This is a genomic window from Serratia marcescens, from assembly GCF_006715005.1.
GTDB lineage: Bacteria > Pseudomonadota > Gammaproteobacteria > Enterobacterales > Enterobacteriaceae > Serratia > Serratia montpellierensis.
This window is the reverse complement of the sequence record NZ_VFMJ01000001.1, coordinates 5405581-5427932: the sequence shown is the minus strand read 5'-3', so window position 1 is coordinate 5427932 and position 22352 is coordinate 5405581. Positions and strand designations below refer to the sequence as shown.

The following is a 22352-nucleotide window of genomic DNA, read 5'->3' as shown; positions in this document are numbered from 1 at the left end:
GAACATAATTAGTCGAAAGACACAATTAATCCCTGTCAGGGGATCACCAGTACCGGACTGTCGTCAGGTAAGTTATTCCCCCGATAGAGCAGACTTGCCTTAACGAGGTAACCTTTGGTTCGTTTAAACGCCCCTTTGCGCTCTGATGTTTCATACAGGTGAGCAAAATAAAATCGTTTACCCTTCGCTCGACGATGCTTCTCCAGGCGTTCAAAATCCTCCTGGAGGGCTTCTCGTTGAGAACCATCCAGACCAACCTGTTTCAGGTACAAATAAAAAATCCCGGGTACGGTTATAAAAATAAAACCAGAAACAAGATGAACCCTCGCACCGACGGAATTGATGGGGATCTCATTAGAACTGAGTCCATCCGATAACCAACGCCAAAAGACTTCTCCGGGAGTTATTCCCCCATCTCCTTCATTGCCCTGTTTTTGTAATAGTGAAGGAGCGGGGTCAGTTGTTGGAGGGGCACAAAAGTCGGATGTTGAAAATGCCGCTGCGGGAGCGATATCATCGATGGCTTTTGATTCCTGGTTTATTTCGGCTACCTGAACTACCTGAGCCACTTCATCAGTAAGTACAAGATTATCGGCAGGCATGGAGCCTTCATCTTCGTGAGGGTCGTCCCTGTACTCCTGTTCTGTATGGTTCACCGAAGCAAACACATCAACCGCCATTAATGACAATAGAGCCTGCATATCCTCCTCAACGCCGACGATCGTTTCAGGCGCCAGGACCATCTCAGCCAAAGGTTTATCGTTAACCGGCACATCCAGGGCTGAGCTCAATAATACCTCCGTTACTGATTCTGCATTTTCTTTGGGCTGATTTAATGTCTCTGCCGGCGGTTTCCCCTCAACGAGCGGAGGGTTGGTGCTGCTGACTGCACTTTGCAAATCAACCGCGTGTACTGAAGAAGTGATATTTTCTGTAGTCGGCGCAACCGATGGTAAGGCTACTGTCAATGTGTCGGAGATAGATACTGGCGAGAACGATACGGACAGGCTATCACCGCGCGCCAGTTTAGTCGCTTCCTGAATAATGTCGTCTATTACAGGTAATGCGCTGGGCTGGCGGGAAGCAATCGTCATCAACGAGTGTGTAGCCGCTGGCAGTGCTGAAAGCCAGTCGAGGACCTCTGCAGGCAGTAACCTTGCCGCAATCATTGCACATTGGCTTCTTGCCAGGGTCGGGGCTAAAGGAGCCGCCCTGAAGCGAAAACGGTAAGGTTCACTCGGCACCGTCAAGCCAGGTAACCAGGCGCGACCACTCTGGAACTCCCCCTGCAGCTGGCTCAACAACGGCAGGTAGTGCCAAAGCGCAGCGTAAAACACCACGACATTCCATTGTACATTCTGTGCCGATTGTTCTTCCGGTGCCGCCCCAGGAGGTAGCATGTGCCCTTTGGCCAGGCGCACCGCATATGTCGTCGTCTGCAATGTGACATCAATCAAGCCCTCTTCCCTGGCATACTCCCCCTGAGGCGTTGCCGGCAACATCTGCATCAACGCAAAGAGCTGCTTCAGTGGCTGCAGATAGAATTGTTCATAGAGGTCTTTTGGAAGCGCACAATTTTCCCATAACTGCTGCAAACTCTGCTTACGAGATGCTGTGTTCAACAGTTGTTCTGCGGACGCGGGCATAAAGTAACCAGCAGGCCCTCTTGAGACTGAAGTGCTTGCCGTTGGCTTTACCGTCATATCCAGGGTCCCAACCAGCAGCTCTCTGATAGCCTTCAGCATGCCAGGCCTCCGGCGATATCATTACCCTCGCTGTCCATCAACACCTGGAGCAATTCATTCAGTACCAGCGTTTGCCGGGCCCGGGTCACAGCGACATACAGCAGGTTGGTTTCATCGGTACGTTCGCTGTCGGCCATCAGGGGATCTGTGATATCAGCAAAATCATGATTCAACACCACCACAGGCCACTCCAGCCCTTTGCTTCGATGCGCCGTCGAAACGGTTACCTGAGCCTGACTTTCGTCGGTAACCGCATGTTCACGCATCACCTGCAGCTTTTGTGGCAGCGGGAAGTACTGTTCGAGTAACCGCAGGCCTTGGTTCATTTCAACATCCCGGGTTGCTCTGGCAACCGACTCAAACTCCTCAAAGTTGCGGTATTCTCGCGCCAGCAGCGGAGATTGCATCCGCTCAGGCATATCAGCCGAGAACCAGTACAGATCTTCCAGTTCTTCCGTTTTATAGCCGCTGATACCCCCAACCCAGTAGACCTTCTTCCCTGCCAGGCTGGCATCCAGCGCAGCGCCGATGACCCCAGCCACCGTTCGGCTCAATATGGCAATAGGCTGCCCCTTCACGTCATCAGGTATGCACCCAACAACCCTGTCGTTTTCCCCCTCCCCGACCACAGACATCGTTTCGCCTTGCCGCGCAAGCAGCATATTGGCCACCTGGGCCACGGCAGGACCAAAACGGAAACTGTGAGTCAAGTAAAGTTGGTCCGCATCGGCCAACTCAGGAGCATCGAGGGCATTTTCCGCGCCACGGAATCGGTAGATTTGTTGATGCCGGTCGCCAACCAACACCACATTACAGCCCTGCGCCAGTACCAGTGACTGCGTCACCGGATTCGCGTCTTGCCCCTCGTCAAACAGGAGCGTCTGCCAGCGTTTGGAAAGGTCGGGCTGAGAGAGCTGATACAGCTTGAGGTAAACGTCATGGGTGACAGGGAAAGTACCATCCTGGCGTGCAGACTCACGCCAAAGCAATTGCGCCGCTGCCAGGATTTTATCGGGCGACAAACCACTGCGTGAGTCTTCATCAGGCAAGTGTTGCAAACCCAATTCGCCATCCCCACTGCAGAGGAAAGCATTAAAGGTCGTGATAGATGTGCGTGCCAGCGGCCAATAGCGGGTATTGAGTTGGCGAGCAACGTCAGTGATCCGCAGGTTAGCTGTCAACCGCTGCTGATAATGGCGCCCGAAGTTAGGCCAGGCCAGCTGATGCGACGTCTTACATTCAACGTTAAACGGGAATTTTTGCTCAGCCTCATCCCTGACTGCACGGTTATAGGCAAGATAAAGCATTCTGCAGTTCGGGTTGGCCTGCGCAAAGCGGACCAATGTTGACGTTTTACCGGTGCCGGCAAACGCCCTGACCACAAGGCGATGGCCAGACCAGCCGATGATGGCGGCCTGTTCAGGTGTATCAGAATAAGACATCAGCAGCACTCCGTAATCACATAACCGGCACTATCCTGCTCAGATCAAGACGATAACCACCACAAGAAAACCTTTTCTCAAAAAGAAAAGATTTCTATGGGGGGTAGCCTTACGTTGCAGTACTCTTGCTGTAGCCTTAAAAAAACGCTGAATATTTATGGTGCGAGCACCATAAATATTCAGCGCCTAATATCATTGCAATATATAATTAATACACTTTCTCGATATACGGCTTTTTCGCCTTCTTATACTTCCCTGGTGTTGAGATTACTTTGATGCAGAAAAAAACGACCTCAAATCTTCAGTATGCGTAGGATAAAGTTAACAGACGAGAGAATCAAAGACCAAAAATTGACAACCTATGATTTCTCATAGGTCATAAGATTTAACATGTCACATAACCATTTGAAATGGAAAGTTTTCATGATAACCTTGTTCAATACAAATTTCTATTAGATTTACTATTGAGTCAGTATGAAACTTAAATTTAATGTTCCTCAAATAATAATCATAGTTCGCAAGTGACATATTCATCACATCAGCAACCCTTTTCCTTTTCATACCTTTAAGTATAAAAAAAAGAACCTTAGCCTCATTCGCGGTGAGGTTCACCCCTTGGTAAGGGGCTACTTTCATAAATTTTGAAATTCCAGCAATGTTAGAGAAATCAAAAGCACCGTTCATAATAATAGCTGTAGCAAGCGTTCCAGCAGGTTGCCCATTCTTATCATAAATAATTTTTTTGGATGTGTGCAAAAAGGCCTTAATCACTCCTGGTAACGGTTCAAGGACATTATAATTTTCACCAGACAGAATAGCATTCTCATGATTGGTATAAATATCCCTTCTTTCAGCCCAGGGCATATCAAAATCATTAAGACCCTGGAGCTTATATGGGTGCACGCCTGAGAAGCGACTAAATACCGCATTAGATGCCACAAAGCGGTGGTTCAAGTCCTTCACAAGAATAATACCGCCGCCAGTATGAATTAATGGTTTGTCCACATAGGATTCAATCGTTGGCTCAAGGACTTGTTCTTCTCCTGTGAAAGGCCGTACTTCCTTTTCCATAGAAAGCCCCTCCAAAGGGATTTGTTGTTCAGTCAACTTAGTGAGTATCAGCCTCCTTCTCCACCGCCTCTGCGGAAAAGTTTGCAGACAACTGGAAGGCAGATCAGCCCGACATCGATTTGTCCTGCCTGAAACTAAACTATGAGTGAGATATTGACAACGAGTGAACATGGGTTTTAAACCACTTGCTGCTGTAAAGTCTACCCCATATGGCGGACTTTACAGCATCAAACTTCGTTCTAACCAACCGAGTACCCACCATCAACCGTAATGATTTGTCCTATGATGGACCGAGCTGCATCAGAGGCGAGGAATAAAGCCGTGGCAGCAATCTCCCCTGTTGTGGCTATACGCCCGGTAGGCATTCTACTGAGAAATTCGGCTTTCGCTTCTTCATCCCGGCCAACAAAACGGTCAAACATATCAGTCTCTACGGGGCCTGGTGCGATTGCATTAACCCTGATGCCTTTAGCTGCTACCTCAAGTGCTACGGAGCGCGTAAGCCCATTGACTGCATGTTTACTGGCAGCATATACGCTTCCTCCTGGGATCCCAACCAATCCGGCTTGCGAAGATATATTGATTAAGCTACCGGTCCCCCGTTTGCTCATAACAGGCAAAGCATGCTTCATCACAAGCTGTGTCCCCAGGACATTAGTATCAAATACTTGGTGAAAGTCTTCAACGGTAGTCTGATCATGTGGTGCGGGCAAGCCTTCTGTTCCCGCACTGTTAATTAACGTGTCAATTTTACCATACATTTGACAGGCCTTTCCTATCAAAGCGGCGACTTGTTCTTCGAGCACAACATCAGCGAGCACAAAGTGGCTTTGAGAGTTAATACTCCTCAACTCTTCTTGTAGCTCTGCGCCACGTTTGGTTTTTCTGCCGGAAAATATTACGTTATAACCGTTATTAGCAAACTGACGGCAACACTCTTCGCCAATCCCGGAAAGCGCACCTGTTATTACAACTACTTTCGCTGACATTAGAAAATCCTCAAGATGGGTTGTAAATACCTGACTGTAGCGAATCGCTACGCATACCATGATTGAAAAAATGCGGTTCTAAAGATTACACCCTCTTAATTATAAAAGGCAACTGAGGGAAATCAGCTCTTTCATAAGTGACAAGACCAGCGCTATGCTGCGCAGGTCAGAACGATACGCACCACAGTAAATCATTTCCTGAAGAAAAGACTTACTGTAACCAGTCGGTTCCCGTTACCAATCCAGGCCTGCCAGGGCTCTTTCAGGAAGATTGAGCACATCAGACGAACACTATCTGTGCTAAGCCGGGGCACATTAAACCTACGGAAGCCCCTACCGCCAGACAGTACAGCCTGAAGAATTGAGCCATAAGCCAGTATAAACTTAGGCATTAACAAACCATGGGGAATTAGGTATGATTTCTTTACCTATAATCCATGGGGACTGACAGATGTTCAGAAAAATCGGATTGTTAGCTGTCCTGAGTGCTGCATTTTCAGGTTATGCGCTGGCAGAAAACATAAGCAAAGATGTTGAGCTTACCGGGCTTAAATTCGCTGACACGGCAAATGGACTAAAAAATATCATCGGGACCGGCACGAACAAGACCGACCACGAGATTAACATGGTCATGATTAAGTTCAACCTGCTCCAGAATGGACAAATCATTGGCCAGGCCGTTGATATGGCCAATCATGTCGAGCCGGGTCAGTCCTGGAAAATATCAGCTGCCTACAACAGCATTGCTCTCAAGCCCGATAGCTTTCGAGTAACAGAAGTATCAGTACATTAACGGTAAAAAAGCCGGCGATAAGCCGGCATTCGTTAATTCAACCTCTCACTCATCAGGCAACCTAATCTCCCCGCAAGCGTGATGACCAATTCCCCAAATAGTGACCGGGCGTATAGAGTATTCGGCGTCGCTCGTTATGAAGCGAATTACCAATCACCACTTCCCCTGCTATGCCACACAGCGACAATTGTATATAGGCCATGCCAGCCGCCAACGGATCGACGTCTGTAGCAGATACCCACATGTGGCGGTGTGACAGATAGCCAGCCTGGTTAAGTATATCGGCATAGGCCAGGACCATACAGCCGGCACCGCATGCCGGTTCGCCAAGTGTAATGAAGGGTTTCTTCTTGAAAATGGCGTCGACATCTCCCAGTGAAATCTGCGCCATCATCCTGCTGATATCCCACGGCGTAAAAAACTGCCCACGGTACTTGTCACCCAGATCCAGTTGCATGAAAACCCTGCCCAGGAAGTCACTGAACCTGGTCATCATACTCATCGATACCAAGGCCAGCAGCTGCGCTATGCGCGTGACATCCGCTTTCTCATAGCCTTTGATGATCTGCAGGTACTTGTCCTCGCGTTTTTGGTTGAAGCAAAGGCGGTTCTCCAGTGCGATGACACTGCAACTGACAAAGTCCTCAAACACTTTCGCGCGCCGGTGGTAGCGCGCCGTTTCGTGGAAAAGTGATATGAAAGTTTTTTCATGGTTAATCAACCCGGCCATACGTGTTCTCCGAAAAAAGGGAACACATATCCTTCGCGGGAAACTATGTTCCCCGAAGGATGAAAAAGACCACCGGAATAACCGGTGGCCATCGTTTAACTACAATACCGCTGCTGGCGCTTAACTCGCTGCTGCATTCGGAGACAACGGCACAGAATCCTTGTCGGCGTAGGTCAGGTGGATCACCTCACCTTCCTCAACCTTAGCCGCTATTCGTCCACCGTCGACATGCTCACCGCGGTCGTAGCGATCGTAGCCGCTGCGTTCCGCATCAGGCATATACCAGGTATGTTCCACCTGGCAGCTGAACAACTCAGACACTCTCCCGATAACCTCGCCGGCTGGCGGGTACCACGGAGAATCGAAGTGTACCGTCAACGTATTGATGCCATCACGTACGCAACCGACATTATGGCCGGCCGGCCACTCGACGCCGTACTGTCGACCATAGAGCTCGACAGTGGTCGGCACATCACGCAGCAGTCCACCAGAGCCATTCAGTTCGGTCGCCAGACGCGTCGGGATCAGCATCAGCATATCGCACGGTGCGGTATATTCAGGCATCATCCCCAAACGTTCCCAGCAGATGCCGGCATCGATATCAGGGCTAACCCCCACCAGTCCGAACCAGTCCGCATATTGGCGCGACAGTACATCCGCCATACACGCCTTTGCGACGTTGGGGATGTTCTCCCATTTCACCGCATCGATACCCGACTGGCGGTAGAGTCGCTCTATCAGGCGAATGTTCTCACCCGTTAACGGCACATCCGCCTTCAGCAATCCGAACCAGTGTTCAAAGGCCAGATTCTGAGTCGATGCAATCCCCGGCTGCGTTAACAGTGCCGGGTAAGGCACATAAACACCGGGTTTTGTCGTCGCCGGCTTCAGGATGCCGGCACACCCGGCCAGGAACAGCCGGCAGCTTTGTTGAACAGCATGACGGTAGTCAGGAACAACATGGCCATTGACCCATTGCTGCAGTTCATCCACAAAAACGGATTGGCCAGTGATCACTAAACGGTTATTGCACCAGTTCGACATGGTCGTTCTCCTCTTCTTACAAGAAAAAGAGGGAGCTTTCCCCAGCGGGGGAAAGTCTCCCCCGTTGGGTTAGGTGTTACCTCATGATGGCCAGGACGCTGATCCTGTCCTTAGTGGGCTTGCTCGCCATAGTGAGCCCGGTATACCTGGTGTTCGTCGCCATCAGCGACCAATCCCAGCTGTACCAATATTTCGCGCTCCCACGAGCCCGGACGTCGGCTACCATCGGCGATAATCGCCAGAATGTAATGGTTCAGGCCCTAGACATTCTCAAGCCGAACGGCGGCGCCACAAGTCTGCTGAAGCTTCACTGCAGCCTCTTGTTGATGGTTTTAGTCATCGGTTATCTCCTGTTCTGTTTCACCGATCACGCCCAGCTCTTCCACCTGGCGCAGATACGGTGATGATGAGGTAAAGGGATTGGCGCCAAGGCGTACCAGGTGGTATTTATCCACCAGGTTATTGATCGCCTCAAACGGCCGCACTCCCGCTTCCTGTAAAGCCATCACGCACTCCGCTTCACACAGATCGGTATCGTTTAACGCCAGGCCAAAATATTTGGCCAGTAACCTGCCGGCAATGGTCTGCCAGTAACGTTCTTCAATCGTCATCACCAGACTCCTCATGCCGCAACGGCTGGATCGGTTGTCACCGGGTCCGCCAGAGGCCTCAGCAAAAATTCTGATGCCTCACGGGCCTGTTTGGCCGCACGAAACAGCGCGCGCTTATCTTCACGCAATACCCTGAGCCAGTGCTCAAGGTAGCTGTCGTGCTGGATGTCACCAAAGACGCCAAGCTGCGCGCACATAAAAGCACTGCCCAGCTCCGCCACCAGTTCCTCAAACGCGTAAACCGGGTCGCCGAACCGCCGGGAAGAAGACGTGATCCCTTCCCGGTTAAGCCGTTTAGCATGGCCGGTGCTGTGCACCAGTTCATGCAACAACGTTGACCAGTAATCCGCCTCGGTTCGAAATTGCTGAGCCTGTGGCAGGACAATCTGGTCCCGGAGCGGGGAGTAAAACGCCCTGTCCTGGTAGACCTGTTCAACCCGAACACCGCAGGCCTCAACGAGGGTGTTAACCTGAGCCTGCGTTTTCGCATCAACCCATACATCACCCTCGTCCGGCGCCTCTGCCGGCGTAACACCCACAACGGCCTCCGGGAGGTTGTCGCATTGGGCAACGTTAAACAGGTACAGCGGCTTCAGCATGGGTATTCGCGTTTTCAGCGGTTTTCCCTCTTCGTCAAACAGCTGCCGGCCATCAGCATCCTCCACCTGCTTATCCCAGGGTTTGAATACCACAGCCAGGGTTGCCGTCTCGCCGGCACGTACATGGCCACCGACGGCCTCCGCCTGTTTATAAGTCAGCCAGCGATTGGAGTGAAAACCGCGCTCTTCCGCAGCTATCCACAAGAGCAGCACATTTACGCCGCTGTAGTGGTAACCCGTCGTGCCGTTCTGCGGCATGACAGACCCGGTATAAACCCGGTTCCGGTCAGTCCGCCAGGGCTTGCGCCAGGGTAAGGCGCCACGCTTGATGGCGCCGATGATACTGTCCGTGACCTGTTGGTACAGGTCTGGTCGTTCGCGACGGGCTTTTGCCGGCCGGCGTGATGGTGATGTTTTCTTCATGGAATGCTCCTCAATGAAAAAGGCGCATTCCTCCCCTGGCGGCGAAGAATACGCCCCAGGGGACAGGAAAAGTGGTTAGAGAGCGGGATAACGCAGCGCCCCTTTCGGATTCACTGTGTCAACACGCTGTTTCAGCCGTTCGAACAGAGCCAGGTAATCAGCCCGATCGGCGGGTTTTGCCCGTTTGCAATCGGTATGACAGGCCGTGGCCAGCAGGTTGATGGCCCGCTCACGCCAGTGTTTAAACTCATCCTGGCTGACGCAGACCGAGTAATGGACCTCGGCCAGCTGCAGCATGCGCGCGGTCACCCGGCGATAATCGGCGACACACACCCAGTTAACCGTGGCAACGTGCATATAGACCGTTTCGGGTAACAGGTGTATCCAGAGCTCATGGCCTTGCGACAGTATTCGTTCGATGCACCTGTCGTTCAGCACCAGCGCCTCGCCAAAGTCATCGTCGCCGGCAAGCTGCCGGGACGTTTCATACCAGGCCTCATCCTTGTCGGGATGACACCCGTCGGCATACGCCAGGTGCTTGATACGGCCGGTGGCGTTTCGTTCGCCCACGGCCGGCATCAGATAGACGCCATTGTCTTTGGCCAACACCAGCGCACACTGATTGGCGCGCACTTCAGCCACCACGGCGCGCAGTTCTGCAGGGTTAAAATGCAGCATGGTCAGTCTCCTGAATTGCGGAGGCGGACCTTCCCCGGGAGGGGGAAAGCCCCTCCAGGGAAAGTAAGGTAACGCGTCGGTGACCAGTTGGCTCAACAGGACCGACAATGTGGACTAGATGATGGGGTTGAACTGGTTCACTCGCGCCTGCTCCCGTTCAATCTCTGCGTCATTACACCCGTCATCAACGCTGCTCTGCCATACTGCCGGATCGATTGCGGTCCCAAGCTGGTGCAGTGCGTTGATAAGCGGTTCACAGGCCGGACGGTCGAAGCGTCCCCCCTGCCAGGCAAAACCAAAATGGTAAGCGACAGAAGCCACCTCACATTGGTTAGGCGAGTGGGTTTCACCCTCACCCTTTTCATTGCCGGCATCGAGACGCATCAGCGCGCGTACAGCCAGCAAATGCCCTTCCAGGTTGGCCAGATCGCACAAATCCTGAGTCAGCGTCTGGGGTGAGGTGGTTAAAAAGGCGATGTTCATACTCATGACATGTTCCTCTCTTTCGGAGTAAGCCAGACGTTATCCATCAAGGCGATCACTCGCCAGTGGTAGGCGCGCTCATCGGCGTTAATGCTGTTCCTGAACTGCACCAGGTGTCTGCGGACGGAGTCATCCGTAAGCACCCGCTCATTCACGGCTTCCGGTGCCTGAAGTTCGGGGCGCTGAAGATGATGGCGCAACCAGATAAGCGGTTGCTCCCAGCCACATTCGGCAGTTTGAGTATCCCGTTCAATGCGGACAGCGCCCGGACACAGGTTATGTATCAGTATCAAAACCAGTCGGTGGAAAAAATCGGGGCGGTAAAAGAACCCCACCCGCTCTTCGACGCAAGACATCGATGGGGTCGGGGAGTCGTCCTCGGGTACAGGAGATACCCGTAAACCGGCCGTTTCAAAGGTCATGCCATCAAACAGCTGGCCGGCTTCCGTGATACCTTCCGGCCGGACCTCATCCGGCAACAACCAGAACACCTCGGTCACCGCCAAGGTAAAATCAATCCACGCGTCACGGGACGGCGGTGCGACAAAATACACGTTCATGCTCACGATAAATCCTCCATAAAATGCAGAGGGATTTATCCCCAAACGGGCATAAATCCCCGTCAGGGTATGAGTGGGTAAACCCGTCGCTCTAAAAGCGGTAACGCAGTCTGGCCAAATGCTCAGCATGCTAGCCAGCGAGTCGGTAAGCCTTTCTGCGCTCGGTATGTTTGCAAGGCAGCACAACATGAATGCTTGCGTAGGTATATTCGCCCTTGTACCAACCTTTGCGCAGCGTCAGTAACGCGCTGACCGAACCGTCATCACTGCAGATAACATACGCGCGAACGGCAAAATTACCTGCGGCATTGACGTACCAGTCAGTAAAACGCGGCGGCGCCATGCGAAAACGTATTCGCCGGACAGCCGATTTGACGCGCTGCAGGGCTGAGAAGAAATCAGGAACAACTGAAGAAGTAATAGACATGGTGTCTCTCCTGTAAAAAAGGGAAACACCACTCCCAGGGGAAAGGGTTTTCCCTGGGGGAGCCGATTGCCAACAGCGCAATCAGACGAAGGTCAAAGGTGTGGGGTCAATAAATGCCGCCGTGACTGGATTCCATGCCATCGACGTAAGCATCGTTATAGCCGATGTCCCAACCACACTGCCACAGTTCCGGATCAAGTTGGTTGCCCAGCTTAATCGCTTGCCGCAACCCCGTTCGCAGGAGCCACTGGTTCCCAAGGCCATAAAATTGACGGTTCCCAAGCGCCTGTGCGGTATAGAACACGGCTTTATCAATAGCCAGTCTATCCTCAGAATTACACATGCTCCGGATGTACCGAGTTGCCTGTTCGAGTTCGGCAAGAATGCGTTGCAAAAACAAGGCATTCTCTTCCAGCCTGGCCAGGGTTGCTACGACACGCGCGTGAGGAAGACGTTGTTCAGTCTGATGTTTCACAAATGAAACAACAGCACAGAGAAGGTTTATTCTGTTCATGGTGTCAGTCCTGATAGGAAGACGGATAACACCAGCCCTGACGGGATGTGTTTTCCGTCAGGATAATTACAGAGATCGGGCATGTACCCGGAAGTGAAATGTTGAAGAAACCTTCATCACCGTTGAGTGATCGCCGTTCTCAAAGGCTAAACGACGTTACCGCCACATGGGCTTCCTCTTTCAGGCTACGAGGCTATTCATGACCACCCGAAGGCGTTTCTCACAGGTCACATGAAACATTGGCTGGCACTCACCCGAAGGCGCCTCTCACGGAGTGCTGAGGCATTGGCTGGTTGCCCGAAGACAACAAGTAAGCCTGGTCATTTTCAAACCACTCAAGACAGGTGTCAAGACGATTTACCAATAATTTAAGCAATAAAAAAGCCGCAGCCCTGAGAGAGCTGCGGCGAATACATTGTATAGTGTCCACACCCGTCATTTCTTAATAATCAAGTTGCCCTGCTTATCGAACAGACCGCCAATCCAATTATCAACCATTTCTTTGACACTCTCTTTCCTCTCAGCGTCATACTCCTGAGAGATAAGCTGACGAGTCAGCCTGGAGGAAATCGGGATCGTTATTTCACTTTCACTGAGGCTCTGCGTTTTATCTGAAAGAGGCACTCTGATCACCCCCGTCATAACAAACACATCTCCTTTACGTGAAAAACTATCGCCGTCAGTCTCTTCAAAATACACATCATTAAAATACCGCCCCATCATCGCACAGGTGTCTGACTCCTTTAACGGCGTTTCACACTCAAAAGTAATAACAACATCACCACACTCTGCATCCGTCAACGAAATCTCATCAACCTGCTTGACTGATTTTATTTTCATCAAAATATTATGGCGCATAAAAACCTCACTCGTAATAGTTCAATTATCCTCAGGCATACCTTTGAAATAAACCTGTTTAACATAGCGCCCCCGCCCATCACCGTGTCCCAAATCCATCGAGACCTGTGCATAAATTTCTCTTTCAGTATACCCTTGCCCCTTATAATAAGACTCAGCCTGCTGAGAAAAATGGTAACGCATACTATGCGGTGATTTATCCCCCACCAAACCAACCCGACGAAGGTGATATCGATAAGTATTCATCGCCTTTCGTATATCAGGTCGGTCAACCAGCTTCCCATCCTGTGCCTTCATTACTTTTTCAGCATAACTAATCGCGCGTTTCAAATCGTCTCGGTTAACAATCAGTGTATCACGGGGACGCCCGCCCTTTGTTCCAAAAACAACACGTACCGATTGTTGTCCTGATCTCAAAGCACGTTTCCAGGTAGAAATAGATTTGCAAGCTTCAATGGCCTCTTTATTTCTGAGTCCAAGCACATAGGAAAGCTGCATGGTCGCTGCAACACCGGTATTTTTCTTTTCCACTTCCTGAAATGCCGTTTTGAACTCATCCGGCGTTAAAGGTAATTTTGTTCCGTCCCGACTGGCAGGCTCTAACCCCAATGCCTTATTACTTAATAATGGATTATCCGGATCAGCCAATTTATAATGCCCACCACGTAATAACACACCGCGAATAGCTGAACGTTCATTCTGGATCGTACGCACTGAAATCCCCATCGCTGCCCGGCTTTGTAAATAACCGACGACATGACGAGTTTTAATGCTGTCAGTATGACGCAACTGGATCTTGTTTTCTTTTAGATATTTCAAAAAGTATTTTGCAATCCGCATCCTGTCCGCAGTACTGGCATACCCACCGGGAGCCTCACGCGCTTGTGTAATGAAATCTCGCCTGAATTGCTCCACCTTCGACCTGGCTGTTTTCCTGCCCATAAAAATGCCCTCCACAGATAACAGACATAACATTTCATCCACGCATACGGGTGAACTGCACACAGCACACCTGTATGCACGGATAACATCGCCATCAGATTGTTCTTTTTACGTCATGAAAGACGTTCTCTGCGTGTCGGTTCGTTCGCCATCCTGGCTCGTTTGATATTGTGTAGCAGAGCAATGCCTATGTTGAGTTTTTACAGGTGATCAACCAGTACTCAGTACTGGTGAATTAAACACCCCATCAGCGTTATAGCTGACGCCTCAATATCAGAACGATTTTCCTCCATTTATCATAAAGTTAATGACCATCATTTTGAGTCCTTAACAACGGTTGAGATGTATTTCCGGCTCGTTCGTCCGTGAAAACGGACGTGGCGGAAATGTTGTGAATACGTCTTAAAACGTACGTCACGCGGTAATAGATTCTGCAAACCCGCGCCGTACGTGGTGTTGACGTAGTACGCCTGGCGGCGTCACTTGGTGTTCGCTTTGCTCGCACGCAAGTGACGCCGCGCTCCTCTGCTCCTAATGAGACTCACGTAAGCGGCCAAATGTACCAAATGGCCTTATCCGTGCGTTCAAAAGTCGCATCGTCACTAAGACGTCATAAAAGATTAAATATCAAAGAGTTGATGCAAAGATGTTTACAAAGCAAACATTCTGCAGAAAGACGTAATACATACGTTATTGGTGAAAGGAACCATACCAGGACTGGCGCGGTTGAGTTGTTAGTGAACCTTCATCACTGTTGTGATCTCCGTTCTCAAAGGGTAAACGGAGGTACCGCCACATGGGCATCCTCTTCCAGGCTACGAGGATATTGTGACCACCCGAAGGCGTTTCTCACAGGTCACATGAAACTTTGGATGGCACTCACCCGAAGGCGCCTCTCACAGAGTGCTGAGACATTGGATGGTCGTCCAGAGACGACAATGGAACGGGCTCAGCTTACGCGATCATCCTGATTACCGTCAATGCTATTATCTGCCTGTGCGGTATCAGAGTCTGTTGAACAGATCCTACTCACCGGGAAACGAGCATAAAAAACCAGGCGAAAACGCCTGGTTACGGAGAGATTCCCGGGCATTTATTTACCGAAAAGCCTTTCGTGCATCCAGCCTTTTCCTGTCAGAATAAAGATGCCGTTCTTTTTAAGCGGCACAGAGCCGGAAGCCATATCCTCTTTCAGGCGGCGATCCAGATCCAATAGCTCCGGCGTACCCGCCCAGTCTGGAATATCCGTCACTTTATAAGAGAATGCAACGCGGGATATTTTCTGCCCCAAGGCATCAGAAGGCTCTGTAAAATTATCAACAGTATCAACCGTAGCCCTGCCAAAACAGAAACCGCCTAGTGCTTCACCCTTCATATTCCTGGCAGCATCAGGCTTATAATATTTCTTACCTTCTTCTGTCAGATCATAGGAATTAACCACAATATCTCTTTCCTTTCCTGCCCAGCTCGCAGGAATATGCTTACGTGAGGTCTCCGTTTCTTTAACCATTCCTTTTCCTGCCATGATATGCAGTATCTCAGGCAAATGATTAAAGGAAACCACGTCTGATTTAAACGGGAAATTCACCGTAATATAACAATGAGGATATTGCGTATCCAAATATGCCTGTGCTGCTTTTTTAAAGTTACTTTCCGTGGCATCTTTTGGATCTCCACATCCGGAAAGCATTATTAGTGCCAAAGGAAAAGTCAGTAATAACTTATTCATCAGTCAATCTCCCGGCTATCAGATTTTATATTCCTGAAGAAGTTCCCCACCTTCTTTTTCATAAACAGACACACTAGTTACATGTCCTATTATTTTATTTTCTTCCGTGGATTCTTTCATGGTGAAATTGATAACGGAAAACACATTCCTATTGACGGCTCCATATTTATCTTTCCTTTTTGCAAGAAATGCCTTGGCCTGATCTTTAGGCATAATAAGACCATTGACTATATCCCCATTATCAAAGAAAATGTTAATACTATTCGTTATCCCATTATAACAACATTTATCAACGTGATAGTATATACTGCCTGTAAAAGGAGTGAAATCGTATGCCCCCTTAGTAAAATCATAATTTCCAAACTGTAAAATAGTTTTGATGGTGAAATTTTTAGCAAGATCCATTTCTGACATTTTCTTTTCAATAATATTGACAGTTTCCTTTCTTTTATCTTCCAGTTCGAACTCATCACCATGACTTTTCTGCCATACAGTCGGGCGATACATTTGCATATAACCATCAACAATATCCTGCGGCTTCACATTCTCATTCAGTTTCAGATAAGCAATCAGCGTATTATCATAACTAAAATCGTAAGCCATCACGGAGCTGCTGAGAAGCAGCCCACCAGATAGTAATAGCCACTTTAGTTTTTTATTGATCATATTCAACACCCCCTTACGGTGCTTTTTAAACCTGAATCCCCATAGCCAGTAACCTGAATACAGAAATTTTCCCTGTCTAAAAAAAGACCAGGAAACCTTACAATACGAATCTACATTGTCAATGGACAAGTTTGACAAAATCTGAACAGTATTGTATTTGGGTCAAGCTGACCTATAGCAACTGGTCGATTTTTAAGCTATAGTGATGTCGATGCATATAAGGAAACTGGAGGTTAAATGAGCCAAACCAGAGATCAACAGGCCTTCCAACGGGGCATTAGGGTGGCGCGTCTGTGGAAACGTTTAAAGAGTACGATTTTGCGTTGGGATCAGCGCTGGGTGTCCAAAGCTTGTAAACACAAGCTTCCTAACTGGATTGGGCATATTCCGATGATCATGCTTGCAACTTCGATACTGGCTGCAGTTGCCTTTGGCGGGCTGCTCATAGCTAGTCTAGGTATCATAATGTCAGCAATCATACTTATCGCATCATTGGTTTTTGAACCTTTATATGAGCAAAACTCTCGTAAATCCACCTTTGAATATAAAACATATGGCGAGTTTGGTCCTGGTTGGTACTCAGGTAAGACAAAGATTAGTGATGGTGATACCAGCCCCTATGACTACCGAAGATGAGTAAATCAGATGGCCGCATATTGGCGCCATCTGATTTAGGGATTATTTATTCAATATGTTACCTGCCGCTTTGTTCGATATTGCATCTCCCGCTGTTTTACCCAATTGTCCACCGGTGTTATGTGCCGTATCAGTCCCGCTCTTAACTGCAGCCCCGATAGAATGTCCAACACTCACTCCTGCCCAGGACAACGCCCCTAGCCACACTGCTGGCAACACGATAAACATACAGCCCATCACCAGGTTCATAATCAGGTCATCTGCACTATTCTGGAACCCGGCCACATTCCAGCGACTGTGCGAGTCCGAACTGTACAACGCCTCCAGTAACCAACTGTCCAGCCAGCGCGCCAGCTCCCACCAGAACGTCAGGAAGTTCAGCGCAAACACCACGAACGTCACCGTAATCACCGTCTTGTACTCGTAGGCAGCGAACGCCAGGATAAGCGGCACCATGATGTAGACGGCCATCAGCAGCACCGCCTGCACCATCGGCAGTGCCTGACGCATCGCATCAAATGCCGGGTACGCCGCCAGGCTCCCCAGCGCGGTTCCGCCCAGTGACGCGAGCCGGTTAACCGAGTTGTCCAGGGTAAAGTCTGCATTTCCGCCGTAACCGGCATAAGCACGTCCGCCCTGGGAGACCGTCAGGTTATCCGGGCTGACCAGGCGACGTATCACAGCTTCCTTATAATCTGCATCCGGTTGCCCCATCATCTTCAGCGCGGCAGACATCCGAAGCATGACGCCCGGGTCAACCTGTTTCACCACGCGGGCTTCCAGCCCCACGTCGCCGGCTGACCACCACTCGCTGCAGGTCGGGTACCCACCTCGCCCGGTGTTTGGCCGACCGCTGTCCCGCCCCTCATTCCAGGGGAAACTGGCACGCGGCGTTTTGGACTGCAGGTTGTTGTAGTACCCGCCGTTCAGGAAGGTTTTCGACCCCAGCCACTCAATATCACGCAGGGTAGCCTTGTCAGTCGTCTGGCCCTGATCGCGGTTCTGCCAGGTATACAGCGCCAGCGCGTAGCAATCGTTGGTGAAGTCCTGCAGCTCCTTCGCAAGCCCCGGGTTATTGACCCGGCTGTGCTGAACCTCAAAACGCACCTGCCGCAGGTCCGGTCGACACGGGATCGTGGCCACGGCCGCCGACGTGATCCCCTTCGACAGTTTATGCACCACCAACCACCACACCGGCACCTTCGCCGTCTGGCCGTTCATACTCGACATGATGTTGGCGTAGCCCGTTTCATCCGGCTTTTTCGGTGTCCAGGTACCACAGGTCGCCGCCCGGCTGCTGTCATACTTGATGGTGTCGAGGCTGACATTCATCAGCGGCAGACAGCAGGCCAGCATCACAAAGAATGCCCCGTAGAGCAGGTTTTCGATGCGTGGCAAAGACAGCATCCCTTTGTTGCCCTCATCCTCCCCTTCCTCTCGCACCTTCAGCCAGATGGCTGCCACCTTGAACAGCAACGGCAGCACAAACAGCCCCGTACTGACCAGTAACTCCCACAGGCCATTGTTAATCAGCCAGCCGAGCAGCGTCAGGAAATACTCCAGATAGCTGTTGGTCATCATAAGGTCAGCCCTCCGCCGAAGAGGCTGTATTCACAGGCCAGGGCAAATACCGCGCAGGCAATGGCCATGCGTTTGAGAGGTTGCCGGTATTCCAGTTTGCAGCCAGGGGCATGCCAGATTTTCCAGAATCCCCAGGCCAGCGCGGCGTAAAGCGCCAGACGCCAGCTAAGCCAGCCATAGCGTGTACTGTGCACCCAGTCACGCAGCGCGGCACTCTCTCCCGGGTGATTGACACCCCAGTGAGCCATGCCCAGCGCGACAATCATCGCTATCACCAACATGCCCAACATCTGCAGAACACGCTTAGCCCGCAGACCGAATCGGCGCCCCCTGGCGGGCGTCACCGCTTTTTTCTCTGTTCCGGTCATTGATTCATCCTCACAATTACTGGTCGCTTTCCGGCACGGCCAGCTGGTTGAATTTAGTATCCGGGCTGTCAACCGACTGACGCTGCGGGTTGGTTTCCGCCCGGTTGTTCTCCCTGTCGATGATGGTCAGCACCGCGTTACGCGCAATCTCACGCTTCATCTCCATCTCGTTCTTGAGCGCCGTGATCTCACGATCCAGCGCCTCGATACGCCGATCGCCTTCTTCCATGGCGACTTTCTGCGCAGAGGCGTTCGGCTCAGACATCCCGGTGGTGATCATGCGCCGCATGATAAAGGCCGTTTCGATGGTATCCGCCATCGCCAGTTCACTGGCCAGGCGCCCAACCAGGGCGGCATTATCCGGATCGCGCTGCAGTGCCTTGATAACGCCGGCGGTCACAGCCAGGCTGCCCGTTTTGAGTTTGGCCAGGTTACCCGCGGTGGGTTTTTCTGCCCCATTGACCAGCCTGGCCAACTGTTCGTTATTCGCCTTGGTTGCCTCTTCCAGCATCGGCGCAAACCCCGTACCGGCTACGGTGCTGCCTGGCTGTTCGGCCCCTTCGCCACTGGTGCATTGCGCGGCGTCTTTGCAGGTGCGCAGCGAGGTGTCGCCCAACACCTTCACCACAGCGGCTGCCGCTTCTTCACTGCTGGCATATTTGGTACAGGCACCGCCGGTACAGCTGCTGCCGGATACGCTGGAGGTGCTGGTGACCGGCAACGCATTCATCATGTTGTAGCCGGCTGCAGCCAGATCGTGCGTTGGCTTAATCGCCGGCTGACCGGCGCCGCCACGCTTCTGTCCACCGATCCAGGTCTGGCCGGATTGTCCGGTCACTTTCTCCGTGGCATTCATCGACCGCACTGCATCGGCATCCCCGTTATTGATCAGGCTTTTGGCCTCCTCCATCGCTGCCGCCTGGCTCCAGCCGCCGGAGTCCGCCATATCCATCATCCGTTTGGAGAGGTTCTGGCAATTGAGCTGGGCTTTGTCGAATGCCACATTGGCCTGCAATACCCCGTTGGTCAGCATTTCATACAAGCCCGGGTTAGCACGCTGAATAGCCATCGCCGGCAGACTGGCTACCGCACCGGTAGCGCCTTGAATAACGTTACCCATCAGGCTCTTGAACCCGTCCGTCACGCCATTGAGCTGGTTACCGATGGTGCTCTTCAGGTCGAAGTTGCCGCACATCAAATCCGAGCTCCAGCCCAGGTTCATCCCCAGGCGCTGCATATTGCCACGCGTCGCCGGCTGCGATATCACCGAGCCTCCGCCCAGGGAATAGAACAGCTTGTCCGAGACCGCGCCGCTGGCGCTCTTCCCGTACCCCACATTGCTGTCATTCACCTGGGGCAACGAAATACCAAACAGGGTGCCGTTATCGTCATTGTCGTCAGCGTGTGCGCTCACACCGGCCATCGCCAGGCTGCCGGCAACCACCAAAGACAGCAGACTGCGCCGTCCCCGGATAAATTCATTCATTGGGTTTTTCATCATTTATGCCTCAAAAATCCGTGCTGTAGAGGAAACGCTGCCCGCGGCGCTGGCAGCAGCTGTAGGGTTGCCACAGGGCAAAGGCAGCGTTCGCATCCGCAGCCGGCGGATGATCGCCATCCGGGAACACGGCGCAGGACTGGCTGAGCTGCGGCGCCAGGCGCTGCCATTTATGGTTGCTGGTTCCGGTATTTTCCTGAACGGCCCCTGGTGGCCAGTAACCTTCCGAGCGCTGGCCCATCAGGGGCTGGTAGACGTGCGGCTGACCAGAGCGCGTGATGATGTCCGCCACCCGCTGTGCCACCAGAGCCCCCGCCTTGTCGTCATCGACCTGAGTCACAAATCCCGAACGGGGGTAGACGTTGCCCCACATATTCGCGGCCGCCTGACTGCCGACCTCACGCTGACCAGGCACCAACGCTTCGGGATAGAGGGATTCCGGCATACCAGTACGCCATGCCAGGCTGTCCAGCGTGCTGAGGAAATACGGCACAAAAGGGGTCGCAGCACTGCGGCACGAATAGCCGGCAATGCTGCCGCCAATCAGGGTCGTCGCCGGATGACCAATGGCATCGGCATACTTGAAGTGAAGGTTGGTTTTACGCTGCCCGGGGGTTTTCAGCTCATTGTTGCCACCGCCGGCAGCAACACCGCCCAGTGCGCTGGTGATACTGCTTTCGAGTCCGCCGGCGGCCTGACTGACCATCGACATCTCACGCCACGGATTGCCTCCCGGGGTGTTATACGCCGACACCACCGCCTCCGGGATGAAATGGGAAACTTTGACCGAGGTTCTGACGGTGCATCCGCCCCAACTGCAGAACAACCAGTAGCAAATGCCGCTGACTCGCCAGCTGATGCAGGACTGTGACACGGCACTGGCAACAATCTGCGCGCTGTTGAGCGCGGCATTCGCCGCCGGCACACCGGCCGCAGACAGCATCATGGCCACACCGAAGGATTTAAGGGTCAGCCGGGGTTGTCCGGGTGATGCCAACTGCAAAGGAGATCGTTGCATATCACTGGCCCTCCAATGACTTCACGCGCAACGCGGTGGCCCGGGCGATATCGGCGGTGCCATACACCACATCTCGATCGTCAAACACGACCGCGGGGACTTTTTTGACGCCCAGTTCCCACGCGCGCACCACCGCGCGGTAAACCGTGGCCAGCTCCTCTTCATGCGCCTGCCATTGTGGTGACTGCAGTACGGCTTGCGCCTGCCGCTGCGCTTCATCCGGGTTCGACGACAGTGCGCCGAAGAGCTGCGTCTGCAACTGCTCCGGACCGTCAAGATAAATCACGGTCACGGAAGCATCATTATTCGTCGGGGGATGGTGGGAATCGGTATACAGTACCGTGCCGGCAAGCACCGATGCCGGCATCAGCAGAGGGAACAACGTCAGCAACGTGCTGATTTTCATGGCGTACACTCCTGCGTGGATAGAATCCACACAGGATGCTATGGAGCGCTCAGAAAGACAGCAAAGAAGTCTTTATTGGATTGCGATAATTTCCCTACCAAACGGCGGAATGAAGCTCTGCCATAGCTCACTCTCAAAGGCTATTGACTTGTACAGCTTGAATTTTCCAGCGGACAATGTACTGGCCCAGACTTTTGGCCCACGAACCAACGAAACCTGCCGCGAATTACTGACGCTGCTCAAGCCTTTTAACATTGGGATGATAACCAGCGACGACTGGGGGAGTTATGCCAGAAAGGTGCCGAAGGAAAAGCATCTGACCGGCAATATTTTTACTCAACGCATTGAGCGCAACAACCTGACGCTGAGAACCCGAATCAAACGCCTGGCCCAAAGAACCATCTGCTTCTCACGCTCTGTAGAGCTTCATGAAAAAGTCATTGGGGCCCTCATCGAAAAATACATGTTCTACTAATTGGAGTCATTACCAAAAATACATTGATTAAACTTACTGATTAGTAAATTAAACCATTTATCTACG

24 protein-coding genes and 1 pseudogene are annotated in these 22352 nt (G+C 51.7%); 3 read left to right on the top strand and 22 right to left on the bottom strand.

Features of this window, described 5'->3' with window-relative positions; all coding sequences use genetic code 11:
* Positions 1-35 precede the first annotated feature (35 nt).
* The 4 genes from FHU12_RS26170 to FHU12_RS26155 all read right to left on the bottom strand — a co-directional run bounded on the left by FHU12_RS26170 (position 36) and on the right by FHU12_RS26155 (position 5247).
* A complete protein-coding gene (locus FHU12_RS26170) occupies positions 36-1745 on the bottom strand; it encodes a TraI domain-containing protein (protein WP_141972702.1) in 1710 nt (569 codons plus the stop codon).
* Entirely contained in the window at positions 1739-3187 is a 1449-nt protein-coding gene (locus FHU12_RS26165; RefSeq protein ID WP_141972700.1) for a UvrD-helicase domain-containing protein, read from the bottom strand. The genes FHU12_RS26170 and FHU12_RS26165 overlap by 7 nt, the downstream gene beginning before the upstream one ends.
* A gap of 393 nt (positions 3188-3580) precedes the next feature.
* Positions 3581-4258, bottom strand: a complete 678-nt coding sequence (locus tag FHU12_RS26160) for a helix-turn-helix transcriptional regulator (RefSeq protein ID WP_141972698.1) — start codon at positions 4256-4258, stop codon at positions 3581-3583.
* Between the two features lie 239 nt (positions 4259-4497).
* Positions 4498-5247, bottom strand: coding sequence for an SDR family NAD(P)-dependent oxidoreductase (locus tag FHU12_RS26155; RefSeq protein WP_141972696.1), 750 nt, complete (start codon positions 5245-5247; stop codon positions 4498-4500).
* 451 nt (positions 5248-5698) lie between these two features.
* On the opposite strand from FHU12_RS26155, the gene FHU12_RS27240 reads away from it, so the two are divergent.
* Positions 5699-6040 (top strand): FxLYD domain-containing protein, encoded by a 342-nt coding sequence (locus tag FHU12_RS27240; RefSeq protein WP_168188561.1) that lies wholly within the window; start codon positions 5699-5701, stop codon positions 6038-6040.
* A gap of 61 nt (positions 6041-6101) precedes the next feature.
* Here the strand turns inward: FHU12_RS27240 and FHU12_RS26145 are convergent, their stop codons facing one another.
* The 13 genes from FHU12_RS26145 to FHU12_RS26080 form a co-directional block, all read right to left on the bottom strand.
* Positions 6102-6770, bottom strand: a complete 669-nt coding sequence (locus FHU12_RS26145; RefSeq protein ID WP_141972692.1) for an N-6 DNA methylase — start codon at positions 6768-6770, stop codon at positions 6102-6104.
* 120 nt (positions 6771-6890) lie between these two features.
* Positions 6891-7814 carry a DUF1281 domain-containing protein gene (locus tag FHU12_RS26140; protein WP_141972690.1) on the bottom strand — a complete coding sequence of 308 codons (924 nt, stop codon included), beginning with the start codon at positions 7812-7814 and terminating at the stop codon, positions 6891-6893.
* Positions 7815-8146: 332 nt separating this feature from the next.
* On the bottom strand, positions 8147-8425 hold the full coding sequence (locus tag FHU12_RS26130; protein ID WP_141972688.1) for a TA system toxin CbtA family protein: 279 nt from the start codon (positions 8423-8425) through the stop codon (positions 8147-8149).
* A gap of 11 nt (positions 8426-8436) precedes the next feature.
* Complete coding sequence (locus FHU12_RS26125; RefSeq protein ID WP_141972687.1) at positions 8437-9447, bottom strand: ArdC family protein; 1011 nt, start codon at positions 9445-9447, stop codon at positions 8437-8439.
* Between the two features lie 75 nt (positions 9448-9522).
* Positions 9523-10125: a DUF3085 domain-containing protein gene (locus FHU12_RS26120; RefSeq protein ID WP_141972685.1), complete on the bottom strand. Its 603-nt coding sequence runs from the start codon at positions 10123-10125 to the stop codon at positions 9523-9525.
* A 114-nt stretch (positions 10126-10239) separates the two neighbouring features.
* Positions 10240-10614 carry a hypothetical protein gene (locus FHU12_RS26115; RefSeq protein WP_241016706.1) on the bottom strand — a complete coding sequence of 125 codons (375 nt, stop codon included), beginning with the start codon at positions 10612-10614 and terminating at the stop codon, positions 10240-10242.
* Positions 10611-11174 (bottom strand): hypothetical protein, encoded by a 564-nt coding sequence (locus FHU12_RS26110; protein ID WP_141972683.1) that lies wholly within the window; start codon positions 11172-11174, stop codon positions 10611-10613. The genes FHU12_RS26115 and FHU12_RS26110 overlap by 4 nt, the downstream gene beginning before the upstream one ends.
* Before the next feature lie 124 nt (positions 11175-11298).
* Complete coding sequence (locus tag FHU12_RS26105) at positions 11299-11595, bottom strand: hypothetical protein (protein WP_141972681.1); 297 nt, start codon at positions 11593-11595, stop codon at positions 11299-11301.
* A 106-nt stretch (positions 11596-11701) separates the two neighbouring features.
* Entirely contained in the window at positions 11702-12109 is a 408-nt protein-coding gene (locus tag FHU12_RS26100) for a hypothetical protein (RefSeq protein WP_141972679.1), read from the bottom strand.
* 435 nt (positions 12110-12544) lie between these two features.
* Positions 12545-12967, bottom strand: a complete 423-nt coding sequence (locus tag FHU12_RS26095) for a hypothetical protein (RefSeq protein WP_141972677.1) — start codon at positions 12965-12967, stop codon at positions 12545-12547.
* Between the two features lie 21 nt (positions 12968-12988).
* Complete coding sequence (locus FHU12_RS26090; protein ID WP_141972675.1) at positions 12989-13909, bottom strand: integrase domain-containing protein; 921 nt, start codon at positions 13907-13909, stop codon at positions 12989-12991.
* A 1093-nt stretch (positions 13910-15002) separates the two neighbouring features.
* Complete coding sequence (locus FHU12_RS26085; protein WP_141972673.1) at positions 15003-15638, bottom strand: SEN1982 family lipoprotein; 636 nt, start codon at positions 15636-15638, stop codon at positions 15003-15005.
* A gap of 18 nt (positions 15639-15656) precedes the next feature.
* A complete protein-coding gene (locus FHU12_RS26080; protein WP_141972671.1) occupies positions 15657-16304 on the bottom strand; it encodes a DUF4852 domain-containing protein in 648 nt (215 codons plus the stop codon).
* Positions 16305-16541: 237 nt separating this feature from the next.
* Here FHU12_RS26080 and FHU12_RS26075 point away from each other — a divergent pair, with 237 nt between their 5' ends.
* Positions 16542-16940, top strand: a complete 399-nt coding sequence (locus FHU12_RS26075) for a hypothetical protein (RefSeq protein WP_139569307.1) — start codon at positions 16542-16544, stop codon at positions 16938-16940.
* Between the two features lie 42 nt (positions 16941-16982).
* Here FHU12_RS26075 and FHU12_RS26070 read toward each other — a convergent pair whose 3' ends face one another.
* From FHU12_RS26070 to FHU12_RS26050, 5 genes are all read right to left on the bottom strand, one after another.
* The gene (locus tag FHU12_RS26070; protein WP_141972669.1) at positions 16983-18521 is read right to left on the bottom strand and encodes a conjugal transfer protein TraG N-terminal domain-containing protein; all 1539 of its coding nucleotides are present in this window, start codon (positions 18519-18521) and stop codon (positions 16983-16985) included.
* On the bottom strand, positions 18518-18889 hold the full coding sequence (locus FHU12_RS26065) for a hypothetical protein (protein WP_141972667.1): 372 nt from the start codon (positions 18887-18889) through the stop codon (positions 18518-18520). The genes FHU12_RS26070 and FHU12_RS26065 overlap by 4 nt, the downstream gene beginning before the upstream one ends.
* 16 nt (positions 18890-18905) lie before the next feature.
* Positions 18906-20375, bottom strand: coding sequence for an integrating conjugative element protein (locus FHU12_RS26060; RefSeq protein ID WP_376698858.1), 1470 nt, complete (start codon positions 20373-20375; stop codon positions 18906-18908).
* Between the two features lie 22 nt (positions 20376-20397).
* On the bottom strand, positions 20398-21333 hold the full coding sequence (locus FHU12_RS26055) for a TIGR03756 family integrating conjugative element protein (RefSeq protein ID WP_260440761.1): 936 nt from the start codon (positions 21331-21333) through the stop codon (positions 20398-20400).
* A 73-nt stretch (positions 21334-21406) separates the two neighbouring features.
* Positions 21407-21811: a TIGR03757 family integrating conjugative element protein gene (locus FHU12_RS26050; RefSeq protein WP_099818033.1), complete on the bottom strand. Its 405-nt coding sequence runs from the start codon at positions 21809-21811 to the stop codon at positions 21407-21409.
* Between the two features lie 175 nt (positions 21812-21986).
* Between FHU12_RS26050 and FHU12_RS26045 the strand changes: the two are divergent.
* A pseudogene (locus FHU12_RS26045) lies at positions 21987-22286 on the top strand (IS1 family transposase); the annotation flags it as partial.
* Positions 22287-22352 lie beyond the last annotated feature (66 nt).